Genomic DNA, 16,554 nt, shown 5'->3' with positions numbered 1-16,554 from the left:
CCTTATGACAACTTACGCGCTCAACGGCCTTGGCCGTATCGGAAAACTCGCCCTTCGCCCGCTGTTGGAACGTGGTGCCGACATTGCCTTTATCAACGATGCCGTTGGCGATCCCGCCATGCACGCGCACCTGTTGGAATTCGATTCCGTCCACGGGCGTTGGCCCGCCACATTTGCCGCCGATGCGGATGCGATTACAATCGATGGGACACGCCTTCCCGTTACGTCCGTGCGCGCCCTTGAGGATCTGCCGTTGGACGGGGTTGATGTGATGATCGATTGTACGGGGGCCTTCAAAACCGAAGCCGCCCTTGCGCCGTATTTTGCGGCGGGCGTCAAAAAGGTGATCGTCTCTGCGCCGGTCAAGGATGGTCCAACGGCCAACATTGTCTACGGCGTAAACCACGATATTTACGAAAGCGAATACCACCAGATTGTGACGGCGGCGAGTTGCACCACCAATTGTATTGCCCCTGTGGTCAAGGTGCTGTTGGACGGGATCGGGATCAAGCACGGATCAATCACTACCATCCATGACGTCACCAACACGCAAACCATTGTGGACCGCCCCGCCAAAGATTTGCGGCGCGCGCGCAGCGCTCTGACCAATCTGATCCCGACGACAACGGGGTCGGCCACGGCGATCACACTGATCTATCCTGAACTTGAGGGTAAGTTGAACGGTCACGCGGTGCGTGTGCCGCTGCTCAACGCCTCTCTCACGGATTGCGTGTTCGAGATGGCGCGCGAGACAAGCGTGGACGAGGTGAATGCCTTGTTCAAAGCGGCGGCGCAGGGGGATTTAAGCGGTATTCTCGGATATGAGACGCGCCCACTGGTGTCGTCGGATTACACCAATGATCCGCGCAGTGGCGTTGTCGATGCGCTCTCCACCATGGTCGTAAATGGCACCCAACTCAAAGTCTACGTGTGGTATGATAACGAGTACGGATATGCGCACCGGCTTGTTGATGTTGCCGTGATGGTGGGGGACGCGCTGTGACACGGTCCGCCGGATTTCCTGCGTTTATAACGGTAACGGCGGCCTATTGGGCGTTCATGCTGACGGATGGCGCATTGCGGATGTTGGTGCTGTTGCACTTTCACACGCTTGGCTTTTCGCCCGTGCAACTGGCCTATCTGTTTGTGCTCTACGAGATTGCGGGTGTTGTGACCAACCTGTCGGCAGGATGGCTTGCCGCGCGCTTTGGGCTGACGTCGACGTTGTACGCGGGGCTGTCGTTGCAAATCGTGGCACTGTTGGCCTTGGCACAGCTTGATCCTGCGTGGGGCATGACCGCCTCTGTTGTCTTTGTCATGGTGGTTCAAGGGCTGTCAGGCGTTGCCAAAGATCTGGCCAAGATGAGCTCCAAAAGCGCGATCAAGGTGTTGGCTCCCTCCGAGGGCGGCGGGCTGTTTCAATGGGTTGCGGTGCTGACAGGATCAAAGAACGCGGTCAAAGGGGCCGGCTTTTTGGCGGGTGCGCTGTTGCTTGCGGTGTTCGGGTTTGTCCCGTCTGTGTTGAGCATGGCTGCGGTTTTGTCTGTGATCCTCGCCTTGGTCATTGCCTACATGCCCGATGGGCTTCCCGTTGGTCGCAAGGATGCAAAGTTTGCCGAGGTCTTGTCCAAGAACCGCAATATCAATTGGTTAAGCTGTGCGCGGCTGTTTTTGTTCGGGGCGCGCGATGTATGGTTTGTGGTCGGTATTCCGATCTACTTTTACAGCGTGCTGTCGGATGGAAGTGCTGAGGGAAATCGCGCGGCGTTCTTTCTGATCGGGACGTTTATGGCGGTCTGGACCATCTTGTACGGTTTGGTTCAAAGTGGGACCCCGCGCATTTTGAAGGCGACGACACGCACACACGGGCAGCTTTTGAGGCAGGCAAAGTGGTGGGTCGGCGCGCTTGCCATCGTGCCCGCAAGTCTGGCCGCGTTGGTTTTGATGGCTCCCGATGCGTCACCGGCGCTCACATCGGCGATTGTCATTGGTCTGTTGGTCTTTGGGGCGATCTTTGCCGTGAATTCCGCGCTGCACTCGTTTTTGATCTTGAGCTTTACGGATGCAAAGCGTGTCACACTTGACGTTGGGTTTTACTATATGTCCAACGCGGCGGGGCGCCTTGTGGGGACCGTGTTGTCGGGAATGAGCTATCAATTCGGCGGGTTGGCGTTGTGTCTTGGGGTGGCTGCGGCGATGATTGCGGTGAGCGGGCTTGCGACATCACAACTCAGATCGGCTCAAACGGATTAGGGCGTGTCTGGTGCGGGTGGAATCCTAAATTGCTTGCCAAGGCGCGCAAATGTTCCTATTTTGTTCGTCAGGTCAGTTAAGGATACCCCCGTGGCACATATTGATGATTCCGCTCCGAAATCCCATTACATTTGTCAGACATATATCGAGACAAGCGCAGGGGCAGGGCAGCACACTGTTTTGAAAATTGGCAAGCAATTTCAATATTCAAAGGCAAGCGAGGCGCAAGAGCGCGCAGAACGTGAGGCCCGAAATGACGACTGCGCAGGGGCGGATGCCTATGTGGTTGTCGAAGACCCAACCTCCGGCGAGGTCGGCGCGCCGACATTCTTGGTCCGTGTTGGAAATGTCCCTGAATTTGAGGACTTTTAAGGCAACGCACGACATCTAACATCTGGCGCGGCGTCCGTGAGACAACGGACGCGCGCCTGTATCTGTGCGGTTTCAGTCACATGTGATAGCCCCACAGTGGTCCTCTTGCGCCATAATGGTCGCTGCTATGCGAAAACAGTTTGGCGAACAGGGGTTATATCCTTTAACAATACCTATAGATGATCCTTATGCGTACAATGCAATTTTAGGTTGCGGTGCTGCATGTGCGCTTCTGTCAGACGCCCGAGGGTGTTCGGCGCGTGAACGAAGGGTTTAAATGTAAGCTGCGCCGGTGTGCGGCAAAGTCGGTATTGGTACTTATATGTCATTGGTTTTAAATGTTTCTCCTCCCTTAACCACCGTACAGGTGGGCGGGTTTTCAACCGCGCTGGCCGATCGGGACGAATTGGCGGTTTGGATGTGCGATGTCTGCGAGGCGCGCCCTAAGGTCCCCGCTTTGGTCTTTTCGTCCAACGGTCAGGGCATCGCATTGTCGGGCGGGAACGCCAAATATGACGCGGCGATGTCGGCCGCCGATGTGATCCATGCGGATGGCATGTCGGTCTTGATGGCCTCAAAGCTGTTGACCAATTCGCCCATTCGTGGGCGATCCGCGACCACCGATTTGTTCCACGATGTGGCCCGCCACGCCCAAGAGCGCGGCTTGTCGTTTTTCGTACTTGGCGCGAGCGAGGATCAAAACGCGCGCGCGGTCACACAGATCAGACGGTTGTACCCCGCGCTCAACATTGTCGGGCGGCGCAACGGCTATTTCGAGGAGGCCCAATCGGGTGAGGTCTGCGCGCAGATCGTCGCATCGGGCGCGGATGTGGTGTGGGTCGGGCTTGGCAAACCCAAACAAGAAATCTGGTGCCACGAAAACCGCGCCGCTCTGGCAGGGGTCGGGTGCCTGAAAACCTGCGGTGGGCTCTACGCGTTTCTTGCGGGCGATAGTTTGCGCGCGCCAAAATGGGTGCAACGTATTGGTTTTGAATGGTTGTTCCGTCTGATGGGAGATCCCAAGCGTCTATGGCGCCGCTATGCGCTCACCAATGTGCAAGCCGCCGTTCGGCTTATGCGCGACACACGCTCCAACCCCGTTTGCACCTCGCCGCACAGGCCGCGGGGTGATTAACGCAAGGCATGATATGCGCGGTGACGCGGGGCAGCCCTTTGCGGCTCTTGGGCTCACGTTGCTGTGTTTATGGCCGATCGGTATTGAGCATTTTGTCCCGTTGATCGTGCTCCCTGTCTATGTGTTTGTGTTCAAAAAGACCCGTGGCACGCCCGCCTGCCAGATCCACGTTGCAGGCTCTGCACCGGTCTATCTATTGGCGCTCTTTTTGGGGTTTGTGGTGATATCGAGCGCGCAGGTCACGCAATCCGTGCGTCTCATGACATACACGCGCGACTTGATGGCGTGGATCTGTGCCACCGCGCTATTCGCGCATTTTTATGCTCATTATCAAACGTATAGACTTGTCGACGGCGTGCGACCGCTGGCGATTGCGTTTTGGGTGATCGTTGCCTCCTGCGCGTTTTATATCGTGATCGGCTCCATTCAATTTCCCTCGCTGGGCTATCTTGCCGCCCCCGATTTTATCAAGACGTCGATGACTGGCGCACGATTTTTGCTCAAGGATTTCGGGGAACAGCTTTACTTTTACGGCTTCACTGACCGTGTGTCGTCGTTTTTCGGCTCTCCGATCCATTTGGCGTGTGTCCTCTTTTTGCTCTTGCCGTTTGCGTTGCACGACAGGCAAAGCACCGTTGGCCGCGTCATCGTCTACGGCGCGGCCCTCACCGTGGTGTTTTTCGCGCAGGCCCGTGTCGCACTCGTGTTGATGGCGCTGTATCCGTTGTTGGTGGGGATGCGCCGTGCCGCTGTCGCCCCGACATTTTCGCCTGCCTCTTTATTGGCGGTGACCGTCATTGTGGTCGTGTGCGCGGTGGCGATCCTGCTTTTTTCGCAGTCGGGTGTCGCGTTTGCGAAGGAGGCGTTTTTGGAGCGCCGCTCAGGCAGTGTTGAGGCCCGCACCATGATCTATACCCAAAGTTTGGAGTGGATTAAGCAACGGCCTTTTTGGGGCTACGGCACCCAGATTGATGTGGCCGGATTGGAGTATCCTTTGGGATCTCACAGCACGCCGATAGGCTTGGCATTCAAATACGGCCTCATCGCTTGTCTGGGTATGATGGGTTTTTTGATGTCGTCTTATGTCGTTGTTATTCAGGTGTTTAGGCGCGAGCGCGCGCGAGAGGCATCTCTCTTTTATGGGTGCCTTTTGTCGAGCTTTACCTGTTACTATGCACTGATTACGGTGAATGAGTTTGTCGTCGACCTCTACCACCATCTCGTTTTATTTGCCGTGCTTGGCGCGCTGTGGGGCACGCGCCGCCAGACGTGTGTCGCCCACGATAGACCCCGCGCAACTGCCGCGTGCGCCATTGGAGAATGACGGTCGATGAATTTCGCGTTTAGAACGGTTCAATTCGGGTTCATGCATATCTGGCCGCTATTGGTCATGGCGGTCGCCGCCACGCAGTTGCCGCCCAGTGCGCTCGGCAGTGTTGCGATTATTATGTCTGTCGCCACGTTGTTTCGCCCTTTGGTTGGGATGTCGTTGGGACGCACAACATTGCGCTATGCGGGGGAGGCCTTTGCCAAAGAGGGTGTTGCCGGACGTGACGCCGCCGTGGGGCTTGCGCTGCGCCTCGGGATCATCGCCTCCGTTTTGGCTCTGGTCGCGGCTGTGCCCGTGATGCGCGCCGTAGACCGGTTTTACGACTTGGATGCAGGGCCGCAGACCGTGTTCTATGCCGTTGCGTTTATTTACTTATTTGGCCTGACAGAGTTCTTTGACGGTATTTATAGAACCGTTGGAAAATTTCGACAGTTGGCGGTGAGCGTGGTTGTCTCGCGCATCGTCGGATTGGCGCTTTTTGCGTTTTGGCTTCCCGTTTATGGCGGTGTCGCCACCTTGGTTTTATGTTTGGCACTTTCGGAATTGGTCGCGGTCGTGTTGCTCATGCTGGGCGCGCGCGGATTGATATCTGGGCCGGCCGTTTGGCGTTATAACCTGCGATCTACCCAATCAGCGCGGCTATTGAGCTATGCGGCCCCTGTGATCATCAATGCGGTTTCGGTCTATTTATATGCGCGCGTTATGGTGATGATCGTTGGTCTTTATGTGCCAAGCGCCGACACAGGCGCGTTTGAAATTGCAGTACAGATTAGCAATCTGCCGATGGCCGTGACCATCATTTGCGCCTCGGTCATGTCGCCCGTCATTGGCCGTTTGATCCATCAAGGCGAGGCGGGGCTGCGCGCGGCAAACGAGATTGCATCCTACGGCGCGGCATTTACCGTCTGGGTGAGTGTGATGGCCGCGCTCTATTTGATGATCGTTGCGCCCTTTGTGTTGCAGGTCTGGTTTCCCCAACTGGAGGCCTTGCCCATGGTCATGATGATCATTGCACCGCTCGTGGCGGCCAAAGCCTTCGCGCAGTTCATCTCGGGTGAGATTGCCATTGCCACGGGTGCGGCGTCCACTGCGGCGCGTATTACCTTGGTGTTCGGTGGTGTGACTGTGGGATTGGGGTTTGCCCTATCGCCGTCATTTGGCGTGACGGGGGCGGCGTTTGCCATGCTGATTGCGCATCTGGGGGCGGTTGTTGCAACGGTTGTGATTTTGACGCGCAAGACCGGCTTGACCCTGACGTATCACCTAGGGGCCACGGTGTCGGGTGGTGCCATGATTGCAGGGGCTTGCGGTGGGGTTGTGTGGGCCTTGCGTCACGATCCGGCATTGGCGGCACTTTGGGGAACGGTGGCGTTTTGTGCGGCTTTGATTGCGGTGTTGGTGACTGGATGGCGGTCGGACGCCTATATCGTGGCTCCGGTGCGTGACGGTTTGCGCATGATCTACGCGACCCGCACCGCGCAGTCGGTGACAGGTGCACCAGTCGCCAAGGCCAAATTGGACGCCACGCACACGGCGCGCGACATGACGCAGGCTGTATTGGACTATTGTCGCCTGAGCGCGCCCGATGCGGCTGCGTTCTGGCTCGATGGTACGGGTGAGGCCACGGCGATTGCATGGCAAGATCACGCAGACATGGTGTACACGCTGCGCCTTTTGGAGATGCTTTCGCAGACCCCAAAAGAAACGGCGCAATCCTATCTGAACGCAGTGGCGGATGCGGATTTGTACGGGCGTATTCGTGTGTGTCAGAGCGGGCAGGGGGCCGCAAACAACGCACCCACCGCGCATATGACAGCCTATGTTTTGGGCGCGGCGCGACTGGTCGAGGATGCAACGGGATGCGCTTTGCCTGCCCATGCGTTTGAGGGCTGGGATTTGGCGCAAATCATTGATCCGGCATCAAACTTGCCGCGCTACCCAAAGGCGTGGTCGCATCATATCTGGCGGGTGAGCCATTGGATCGGGGGCGGTCCGTCGATTGTGCTGAACCTGTCGCGTTGGGGCAAGGTTGACGGCATAAATGTAGCACTATTGGAACGGGTTTTGACGGCGATCGAAACACAATTCCTTGATCCGCACACGGACCGCTTGCGCCCTTATCGCTCGGCCCTGATCCAAAAGGGGTTTCGGGTGGCCTATAAGATCAGACATGACCCCGAGATTGCCGATATCGGGGGGCTTGTCCATATTTTGTGGATCTATCACGCCACGGGGCGGCCCTACCGCAATCGGGCGGCGCTTTATGACGCGTCGTGGTTCCATTTGCGCGGTGAGGTGCCGTTTATGGAGCACGCGCCCTATTGTCTGGATTTCGATATTATACAGCTGATGCGCACCGCGCAGCCGACCCATGAGGCATTCTCACCCGATGCGGTGCAGCGCGCGGCGCAGTTTGTGGATGATACGGCGGCGTATATCCGCACCTTGCCGCAAACGGGCTATACCTTGCACCGCCTCACCGGCGCTTTGGCCGCGATGCATGAAGCGGCGTTGATACTGGGCCGCGATCATGTGGCCCCGCTCGGTGTGGCGCCTGTCGATATTATCAAAGAGGCGGGGTGGTTGTGAGGCGCGTATACAGGCGGACATGACCGCGCACGACGGCCGCGCCGCTTTCCATGCCCGCCGCTCGTTTTGTGGGTCGCACCTCTCGCGAATTAGACCGCCACCGCCGTCATCCTTTTGACATGAGGGCGCGACAGTGGCGGCCAATAGCCGTCTGTGACAGGCGCAAGCGGGATCACATCGTGACTGTCGTCGTCATAGGTGATCGTGATGCGGTGCGGCCCTGAAATCCCCGTGGTCCCTGCCATATCCGCAGCGCGTGTGGCGGGCGTCCCCGATGTTGTGACAAAAGAGCTAGGGCGTGATCCCGCCTCGAGCTGCATTCCCAAGATGACAACATCCTCGTCCGCCACCGCGCTATACGGGCCAATCCCGATCGAATAGGACGTGGTATGCTCGGGTATGAACACGAGTTGTAGCAGAATGGTCCCGTCCATGAGCGTCTTTTGGGCGTAGCCCGATACCATGCCGGACGCGCCTTGTGCCAATGGGCCAAGGGCGCTAATCGGGCCGCCCCAATTGGTTTGATGCCCGCCAGATGTGCGAAACACCGCACGCAGGTTGGGCGAAGTGCCCGCGCGCAACCAAATACTCACGGTATATGTCGTCCCCGCAACGAGGGCGACATAGGGATGGTTGAGGCGTTGATAACTCGCCCCTGTCGAGGCCTCCGAGACGCCCGTAAACACACCAAGTGCGTTCAACGTTTGATCGGTGCCGCTGCCGCCATTTTGATCCCATTGAGACACGCTGGCATGGGCATGGGCCAACATGTTTGTGGTCTCAGGCTCGAACAATGTGCCGAGTAGCGCACCCGTTTGCGGATCATGGTCGATGCGCGCCACATCCGGCGCGTGCAAGACCAATGCCCCATCATCCCCATAGGCAAAGGCGGGGCTTGCGCGCGAGAACACCACAGCGTCACGCGGACCGGTGGCGTCAATCAACACGGTGGCGCGCGTAGATCTGCGCGCGGCCGTGGTCATAAAATCCAATCCGAGACCCAACATTAGGACACCGTAAACGCGTGAATGCCTGTGGCCGTGGTGCCTGTGGCCAAAACGCGCGCTGTTGCGACTGGCAAAATGGCAAAGTCCCCTACCGCGACCGTGCGCACATGACCCGCAATAGAGGCAAAGCAAACCGCGCCCGCGGTTTCGACATAGAGGGCCAATGCGGGGTGTGGCAGATCGTTGAGGTCATCGGGTGTGACGGGGGTGATATCTGCGGCGGCCCCCTTAAGAGAGGCCGCGCGGTTTTCAAACGGGTTCGTCATGATCATAACTCCTGTGGCTGGCGTCCAAATCAACGCCTCTGCGTGTCTCGGCGTGATGTGGGGCATTTGAATTGCCCACCGGTTTTAGGACACAGGGATGAAATTTGCCTTGGTGGGCCGTGCGCTGCATAGGGCATTTTGCGCACAGTGCCCGCACCCAGACACACAATGCTGCCCGCACGCCCAAAACTGTCCTTTAAAATATAAGTTTGATGTGGTGTCGTTTGATTTCGCGTCTATGGTACGCGCGGATGTGATGGCTGCGCCCTGTGATCGCGGCATCGCCCGACATGTTGCCGGTATTGTTCGACCCTTTGCGAGATCACCCATGAAAAACGCCACGCCCGTATCTGCCGATCCCCATCCGTTAAAGCGGTGGGTGTCACACCCTGCGGTGCGGGTGGTGATCCCGTTGCTCATTACGGCGCTGGCGCTGTTTGTGCTGCACCGTATGTCACTTGGGACCAATCTGGCCGATGTGAAACGTGATGCGCGCGGGTATTCTGGCATGACCTTGGGGCTGTCGTTCGCCGCGATGTGCGTCAGCTATCTCGCGCTGTCGCTCTATGATGTGATCATTATGCGCAGTGTCTCCGATGTGCGTTTGCCGCTTGGCGTGACCATGATGACAGGCGCAAGCAGTATGGCCGTCTCCAATATGCTGGGGCTGTCGTGGTTGACGGGCGGGGCGATCCGCTACCGCGTCTATGCCGCCTTCGGGGTTAAGATCGGTGCCGTGGCCAAATTGATTGCAACATCGTGGCTTGCCTTTCTCTTGGGGCTTTTCGCCCTGATCGGGGCGTTGATGGTGTTTCATCCTGATGGTTTGGCGGCGGTTTTGCATCTGTCCAAACGGATGGAAGTGGCGGGCGGGTTTGCCATACTTGCCGTCATCGCCACCTATTTCGTGTGGACCGCGCGCACCCCGCGCCAGATCGGCTTTGGCCAACTCAAAATGACGCTGCCAAATGGCCGCCAAGGTGCAACGCTCTCGGCGATCTCGATCATTGATCTGGCGGCGACCGCCATGACGCTCTACGTGTTGATGCCGGCCGATCTGTCCCAGAACTTCTTTTTGTTCTTTGTGGTGTTTGTTGCGGCCATTGCGGTGGGTATTTTGAGCCACGCACCGGGGGGCTTGGGGATATTCGAGGCCACGATGATTGCGGGTCTGGGGGCGGCTGGTCGCTCTGACGCATTGGCCGCTTTGCTCATCTACCGCCTCATCTATACCGTTTTACCGTTCTTGTTTGCCGTGATCGGACTTGCGGGCGCGTGGGCCGTTGCCAATCGCGAAAAAGCCAGTGACACCTCACGCACCATAGTCAAGGCGGTGGGACCGATTGTCCCCCTTGTGACCGCCGGTTTGGTGATGCTGTCGGGGGCGGTTCTTTTGATCTCGGGCAACTTGCCATCCGACCCCGCGCGCCTTGGCTTTTTACAAGAGATCCTTCCGCTCTCGCTCATTGAAACATCGCACATGATCGGCAGCGTCAGTGGGGTGCTGTTGATGATCGTGGCGCGCGGATTGTACCGGCGCATGTTTCGCGCGTGGGGGCTGGCGATGGCGTTGTTGCTCACGGGCTTTGTTGTATCATTGCTCAAAGGGTTTGACTGGGAGGAAGCCGCAACTCTGGCCGGGGCTATGGCCGTTTTATGGGTGTTTCGCGGCGCATTTTACCGCGCCAACGTCACCGGAACACTGCGCCTGAACTGGAAATGGATATTGAGCGTGTCCCTGCTTGTCGCGGCGATCAGTTGGATCGGGATGTTCGCCTATTCAAACGTCCAGTATTCCGATGCTCTTTGGTGGAAATTCGCATGGAAAAGTGACGCGTCACGGTTCTTGCGGGCGACATTCGCCGTGGCTGTGGTCTTGTCTGCGTTTATGCTCAATTCGTTGCTGAGCCGACAATCTGCGCGCCTTAAACCTGACCCGATACCCGATGTGGTGCGCCACCTGACGGCGCAAGCAACCGCAGCCGAAGCCAATATATCGTTGAGTGGCGACAAACGGTTTATCATAACCCCCGATGCCTGCGCCTATATCGCCTATGCCGATACGGGCCATACCCTCGTGGCAAAGGGCGACCCCGTTGGCACAAAAGAGGCAGGGATCGCCGCGATATGGCAGCTGCGCGAATTGGCGGATGCGATGGGGCGCAGATGTGCGTTTTACGCGGTATCCGACCGGTATTTGCCGAGCTATCTTGATCTTGGCCTCCAAGTGCTCAAAATCGGTGAAGTCGCCCGTGTCGAGCTGGCCACATTCTCTCTTGAGGGCTCAAAGCGCAAGGATTGGCGTCACGCAAAGGCACGTATTGCGCGCGACGGCTATGTGTTCGAGGTCATAAAAGCGGCGGATCTCGCGCCGGTCATGGACAACTTGCGCGAGGTCTCTGATGCGTGGCTGGCCCTCAAAAAGAGCGAGGAAAAAGGGTTTTCACTTGGCGCGTTCCACCCCGATTACATGGGCAATTTTGATCAGGCGGTGATCCGCCACGCGCAGACGGGGCGCATTGCGGCCTTTGCGAACCTGATGCAAACGGGGGATAAGTCCGAAGTCTCACTTGATTTGATGCGCTATGATCCGAGCGGGCCGGGCATGGCCATGGATGCGCTCTTTGCCGACATGCTACTGTGGGGCAAGGCACAAGGGTTCACATGGTTTTCGCTTGGCGCCGCCCCGCTGTCAGGGTTTGAAAGCCACCGTTTGGCGTCGACATGGCACCGGATTGGCAGTTTCTTGTATGAGCATGGGGAACAGTTTTACCGCTTTGAGGGGCTGCGCACGTTCAAGCAAAAATTTGATCCCGTCTGGTCGCCCGAATATCTCGCAAGTTCAGGTCGGTTGGATGCCGCGCGTGTTTTGTACGAGGTCAGCTTGCTCATTTCGCGTGGCGCAAAGTCTGCTCAAGACCAAGCCCCACCGCATGAGGCGCGCATTTAGGTACGATTGGCAGGGCGCATAACCGTGACCTGACCCATCTCCGCCTTGAGGTGGGCGAGCATCCGTTCGGCAAAAATCGACCGTGGACGCTCGGCGGAAAAGGCGGCGTAAGCGCGAAAGGTGGTGGGTTCCTTGATCGGACGTATGGCGAGCCCGTCACGCATCGCGGGCGAGGCAAGGGACAATTCATCTAATATCGCAACACCCAACCCTTGTGCGACCAAAGCCGCCACCATCTGGCCTGTCCGCGCTTGGATCGAAAGATCGAACGGCAAGGCATTTTGATAAAACGGAGCCGCCAAAATAGCACCATAAGGGTCGTCGGGATCAATACTGATCAGCACATCTTTGGCCAGATCATGCACCGAAATCACCGATTGCGCCGCGAGGGGATGACCGGTTGGAACAACCGCCACCAACCGCCCCGCATAGAGCGGTTGCATGACCAATCCGGGGTGATCAAGCTTGTAACTCAGCGCCGCCATCTCGCCTTTCCCAAGCAAAAGATAATCAATCGCTTCCTCGATTTTGATGGTATTCAGGTTGAGCTTCAGATCGGGGAAATCGTCACGCAACTGTTTGATCGCGTTCGGGAAAACATGTTGTGCAATTGAGGGCACAGCGGCAAGACATACGGTGCTCGTCTCGCCCGATTTTAACGCTGCAATCGAATGCTGAAGGTTCTCGACCGAGCGAAACACGCCGCTGACCTGATTGAAAATATCGGCGGCCTCATGTGTCGGCACATAGCGCCCGTGCGTGCGCGAGAACAGGCGCAGACCCAATTGGCTTTCCGTGTGTTTCATCACGCGGCTGATCCCCGGTGCAGAGACGCCCAAAAACTCGGCAGCACCCTTGACCGTGCCGGCCATCATAATGGCGCGGATAACCTCGATTTGTCGCAATGTCAGCACGGCGGACCTCTCTTTGGAGTACGGGTTTAGAAAATTAACAACAGGTGTTAGGTTTGGTCAATCCCTGTGCTGTATGTTAATTTTGGGGCTTGCACCGATTGTTTACGCCTTTGCCCTAACGTCACCGGCTATGACGCATGCAGATCCTAAAACCCTTTTTGTGCATTTGGGCACCGAGAAAACCGGCACCACATCCGTGCAGTCCGTTTTGGCGCGCAATGAGGCAACATTGCGCGCGGCGGGGGTGAGTTATGTCAAAGCGTTCCGGCGTGGCATTTGCCACAACCATTTGACCCGCTTGTTGCGCGAGGACCGACACGATGCGCATATCCGCACCAAGTTGAGCCGCGAGATTGCACAAACCCATCAACGTCATCTGTTGATTTCAACCGAAACCGCGTTTGGGACCCATGATGCGCGCAAAATGATATCGACTCTCGCGGGTATTGATGGTGTGCGGCTCAAGCCGTTCTTTTACTTTCGCCGTCAGGATTTGTTTTTGGAAAGCCTCGCCAAACAACGCGGCAAGACGGGCCAACTGGTTGCGGGATATTTGCCGTTCATAAATGCGCGCCGCCAAAAGGCCGATTACGCCGCGTTCTTGCGCGCTATGCGGCGGGACGCGCCCCAGATCACATGGGCGGCGCATCTGTATGACCGCGCCTACCTGAGGGGGCACGATGTGGTGCAAGATGTGTTTCACCACATCGGGGCAGGGACTATGGGCCTTATTGAGGGCGGTCACGTCACCGCCAATCGCACACCGTCACTGGCGTTTTTGACGGCGTTGGATCAGCACGCCCCCGCCACGGCATTTGAGCGTCAACACATCATTCGGCGCGCCGAGGCCCATGCACGGCCCGCGTTTTTCCAGTCAGCGGATGTGCTCACAGGCTGTCAACGTGAGGAAATCATGGACGGGTTTCGTACTTGCAACGCGCAAATGTCCGATGAGGTCGGTGTGGATCTTTCGGCTCTCTTTCATGACGATGTGGCGTGGGACCGTGTGTCCCATGCGATCACCGATCCTGACGAATGGGACTGGGCGGTTCAAGCCGCCCGTTTGGAGATTAAACGATTGTGCAACTTGCGCCCCGCATCAGCGACCAAAGCCGCGTAATCCGCCTCTCCTCATGTATTTTTCGTGCGCCCTCGCGCACATGGATTTGATGTCGCTCAATACCGCCGCGTGTTGGCTAATGTATGTGAGAGGTCTATACCCGACTAAAATATTCGATGTTTAGGTTCTCCCATGTGTCTTGGCGCGTCTCGTGTTGCTCGTTTTTCTCGCTTTGCGGTCGTCTGTCTGCTCGCGATGCCCGTTCAGGCGCAATCGTTGGAGACGCTTGACGCTTTGGGCGAAGCGTTGTTTTTTGATGTGGATTTGTCTAAAAACCGCACCCAATCATGTGCCTCGTGTCATGATCCCGATCACGGATTTGCCGACCCGCGTGGAGCGGCCTCGATTGGCGATGATGGTGTCTCATTGGGCGATCGCAACGCGCCAACGGTGACCTATGCCGCCCTTATTCCGGCGTTTCATAAGAACAAAGATGATCGGTGGATCGGTGGTCAATTTCATGATGGGCGCGCCGCAACGTTGGAGCAACAAGCGGGCGGTCCGCCCCTAAACCCCATAGAAATGGGGATGCCCGATGCGGCGTCTGTGGTCGCGCGTTTGCGCGAAAAGGTGCAATACGGCGTGGCGTTCGAGCGTGAATTTGGCGCGGGCGTTTTGGATGATGTCGAGGCGGGGTATCAGGCGATGACGGTCGCAATCGCTGCCTTTGAGCGCCGTGATAGTTTTGCGCCATTTGATAGCAAATATGACCGGTATGTGCGCGGTGAAGCCGAGTTGACGCGCGAAGAGTTGCTGGGCGAGACACTGTTCTTTTCGCAACAATTCACCAATTGTAACCTGTGTCATCAGCTTCATATGCGACCCGGATCGGAGCGCGAGACATTCTCAAACTATGACTATTTCAACATTGGCGTGCCCAATAACACCGATTTACGCGCGCTAAACGGCGTAAAGTTGGACAAATCGGACAATGGGCTGTCCGATAACCCGTTGGCGACCGCGCCCGAAAATTTTGGGAAGTTCAAGGTTCCAACCCTGCGCAATGTCGCTGTGACCGGCCCCTATATGCACAACGGGGTGTTCGCGGATCTGCGCACGGTGGTGTTGTTTTACAATCGCTATAATTCAAACGCCGCAGCACGTCAGATCAATCCCGAGACGGGCAAGGAGTTTGGCCCGATCCCCGTGCCCCAAACACTCGCCTCCGCCGAATTGACAGAGGGTGATGCGTTGAAAGACGTCGAAATTGACGCGCTTGTGGCCTTTATGAAAACGCTCACGGATGCGCGGTATGAGCCATTGCTTGTCGACTAGCGCCCACAGTGGCCGCTTGTTTGCAGGTTGCCCGCACCACATGCGCAGACGCGGCGCGGGCCTTGTGCATATTCGCGGGAACTGTAGACTTTCTTTCGCATTTTATTTGGTATACCAAAATTGAGATGACTCACGCACCGCGTGGGCTATGACGCGCTGGGAGGAGCCTTCATGTCCGATTTAATCTTTGCCGATAGTCTGTCCCGTTTGGGAACCGAGAGTGCATTTATGGTCTTGGCGCGCGCGGGGAAACTCGCCGCTCAAGGCCGTGACATTATCAATTTGGGCATCGGTCAGCCCGACTTTCAGACCCCTGAACACATTGTCGAGGCGGGGATCAAAGCCCTCAAAGACGGTCATCACGGCTACACACCCGCAAACGGTTTGCCTGTCTTGCGCGAGGCGGTGGCCGCCGATTTGAACCGCCGTCACGGTGTTGAGGTCAACCCCGACAACGTGGTCGTTGTGCCTGGTGGCAAGCCCACGATGTTCTTTGCGGTGCTGATGTTTGGTCAACCCGGGACCGAAATCATGTATCCCAACCCCGGCTTTCCGATCTACGAAAGCGTGATCAAATACTCTGGTGCGACGCCCGTGCCGATCGCGCTCGAGGAAAAGAACGGCTTTACGTTCGATGCGGACGATGTCTTGTCGAAAATCACGGATAAGACGCGGTTGATCATCATCAACAGTCCTGCAAATCCGACCGGCGGCGTGACGCCAAAAGAGGAAATCGACAAACTCGTCGCGGGCCTCATGGATCATCCTCATGTCGCGTTGTTGTCTGATGAGATTTATTCCCAGATGCTATACGGCGGGCGCGAACACGTGTCTTTGCTGCAATATCCCGAAATTCGTGACCGTCTGATCGTGCTCGATGGATGGTCTAAAACCTACGCGATGACAGGGTGGCGGTTGGGCTATGCCGTCTGGCCAGATGCGGCGGTGGATCACGTCACACGGCTGTGTATCAACGACCATTCTTGCGTGAACGCCTCCGCTCAATACGCGGGCCTTGCTGCGCTGACCGGACCGCAAAATGCGGTGACCGACATGGTGGCGCAGTTTGATAAACGGCGTCAGGCGATTGTCTCCATGCTCAACGACCTGCCGGGTGTGCGCTGCGCCGATGCGGCGGGCGCGTTTTACGCCTTTCCAAATATCGAGGGCACGGGCCTGACGTCGATGGAGGCGCAAAACCGGTTTCTCGATGAGGCGGGTGTCGCGACCGTGTCCGGAACCAGCTTTGGCGCATGGGGAGAGGGCTATCTGCGGTTCTCATATGCAAACTCACTCGACAACATAGAAGAGGCCATTTCGCGCATTCGCAAGCTGCTTTGACC

At 57.3% G+C, this 16,554-nt stretch carries 13 protein-coding genes; 10 read left to right on the top strand and 3 right to left on the bottom strand.

What is annotated here, in order from left to right:
* The first annotated feature begins 4 nt into the window (after nt 1-4).
* The 6 genes from IMCC12053_RS10935 to IMCC12053_RS10910 all read left to right on the top strand — a co-directional run bounded on the left by IMCC12053_RS10935 (nt 5) and on the right by IMCC12053_RS10910 (nt 7,679).
* Nucleotides 5-1,003, top strand: a complete 999-nt coding sequence (locus tag IMCC12053_RS10935) for an ArsJ-associated glyceraldehyde-3-phosphate dehydrogenase (protein WP_062218997.1) — start codon at nt 5-7, stop codon at nt 1,001-1,003.
* Nucleotides 1,000-2,253 carry an organoarsenical effux MFS transporter ArsJ gene (gene arsJ / locus IMCC12053_RS10930; RefSeq protein ID WP_062218995.1) on the top strand — a complete coding sequence of 418 codons (1,254 nt, stop codon included), beginning with the start codon at nt 1,000-1,002 and terminating at the stop codon, nt 2,251-2,253. The genes IMCC12053_RS10935 and arsJ overlap by 4 nt, the downstream gene beginning before the upstream one ends.
* A gap of 90 nt (nt 2,254-2,343) precedes the next feature.
* Nucleotides 2,344-2,625 (top strand): hypothetical protein, encoded by a 282-nt coding sequence (locus IMCC12053_RS10925; protein WP_143090026.1) that lies wholly within the window; start codon nt 2,344-2,346, stop codon nt 2,623-2,625.
* Between the two features lie 322 nt (nt 2,626-2,947).
* Nucleotides 2,948-3,760 carry a WecB/TagA/CpsF family glycosyltransferase gene (locus IMCC12053_RS10920; protein ID WP_082389080.1) on the top strand — a complete coding sequence of 271 codons (813 nt, stop codon included), beginning with the start codon at nt 2,948-2,950 and terminating at the stop codon, nt 3,758-3,760.
* Nucleotides 3,761-3,773: 13 nt separating this feature from the next.
* Nucleotides 3,774-5,084, top strand: a complete 1,311-nt coding sequence (locus IMCC12053_RS10915) for an O-antigen ligase family protein (RefSeq protein ID WP_062218991.1) — start codon at nt 3,774-3,776, stop codon at nt 5,082-5,084.
* A 6-nt stretch (nt 5,085-5,090) separates the two neighbouring features.
* The gene (locus IMCC12053_RS10910) at nt 5,091-7,679 is read left to right on the top strand and encodes a lipopolysaccharide biosynthesis protein (RefSeq protein WP_062218989.1); all 2,589 of its coding nucleotides are present in this window, start codon (nt 5,091-5,093) and stop codon (nt 7,677-7,679) included.
* A gap of 89 nt (nt 7,680-7,768) precedes the next feature.
* Here IMCC12053_RS10910 and IMCC12053_RS10905 read toward each other — a convergent pair whose 3' ends face one another.
* Nucleotides 7,769-8,662, bottom strand: a complete 894-nt coding sequence (locus tag IMCC12053_RS10905; protein WP_143090027.1) for a phage head spike fiber domain-containing protein — start codon at nt 8,660-8,662, stop codon at nt 7,769-7,771.
* Nucleotides 8,663-8,685: 23 nt separating this feature from the next.
* Nucleotides 8,686-8,952, bottom strand: a complete 267-nt coding sequence (locus IMCC12053_RS10900; RefSeq protein WP_062218978.1) for a spike base protein, RCAP_Rcc01079 family — start codon at nt 8,950-8,952, stop codon at nt 8,686-8,688.
* A 328-nt stretch (nt 8,953-9,280) separates the two neighbouring features.
* Between IMCC12053_RS10900 and mprF the strand changes: the two genes are divergently transcribed.
* Complete coding sequence (gene mprF, locus IMCC12053_RS10895; protein WP_062221222.1) at nt 9,281-11,902, top strand: bifunctional lysylphosphatidylglycerol flippase/synthetase MprF; 2,622 nt, start codon at nt 9,281-9,283, stop codon at nt 11,900-11,902.
* On the opposite strand, the gene IMCC12053_RS10890 is transcribed toward mprF, so the two are convergent.
* On the bottom strand, nt 11,899-12,816 hold the full coding sequence (locus IMCC12053_RS10890) for a LysR family transcriptional regulator (RefSeq protein WP_062218976.1): 918 nt from the start codon (nt 12,814-12,816) through the stop codon (nt 11,899-11,901). The genes mprF and IMCC12053_RS10890 overlap by 4 nt on opposite strands.
* A gap of 130 nt (nt 12,817-12,946) precedes the next feature.
* Here IMCC12053_RS10890 and IMCC12053_RS10885 point away from each other — a divergent pair, with 130 nt between their 5' ends.
* The 3 genes from IMCC12053_RS10885 (at nt 12,947) to IMCC12053_RS10875 (ending at nt 16,552) form a co-directional block, all read left to right on the top strand.
* Nucleotides 12,947-13,936: a hypothetical protein gene (locus IMCC12053_RS10885; protein ID WP_143090028.1), complete on the top strand. Its 990-nt coding sequence runs from the start codon at nt 12,947-12,949 to the stop codon at nt 13,934-13,936.
* A 195-nt stretch (nt 13,937-14,131) separates the two neighbouring features.
* On the top strand, nt 14,132-15,211 hold the full coding sequence (locus tag IMCC12053_RS10880; RefSeq protein ID WP_236852610.1) for a cytochrome-c peroxidase: 1,080 nt from the start codon (nt 14,132-14,134) through the stop codon (nt 15,209-15,211).
* Between the two features lie 171 nt (nt 15,212-15,382).
* Nucleotides 15,383-16,552, top strand: a complete 1,170-nt coding sequence (locus IMCC12053_RS10875) for a pyridoxal phosphate-dependent aminotransferase (protein ID WP_062218970.1) — start codon at nt 15,383-15,385, stop codon at nt 16,550-16,552.
* The last annotated feature ends 2 nt before the right edge of the window (nt 16,553-16,554 follow it).

Source organism: Celeribacter marinus (genome assembly GCF_001308265.1).
Classification (GTDB): domain Bacteria; phylum Pseudomonadota; class Alphaproteobacteria; order Rhodobacterales; family Rhodobacteraceae; genus Celeribacter; species Celeribacter marinus.
Note: the sequence above shows the minus strand (reverse complement) of the source record. Positions and strands in the feature narration are given on the sequence as shown.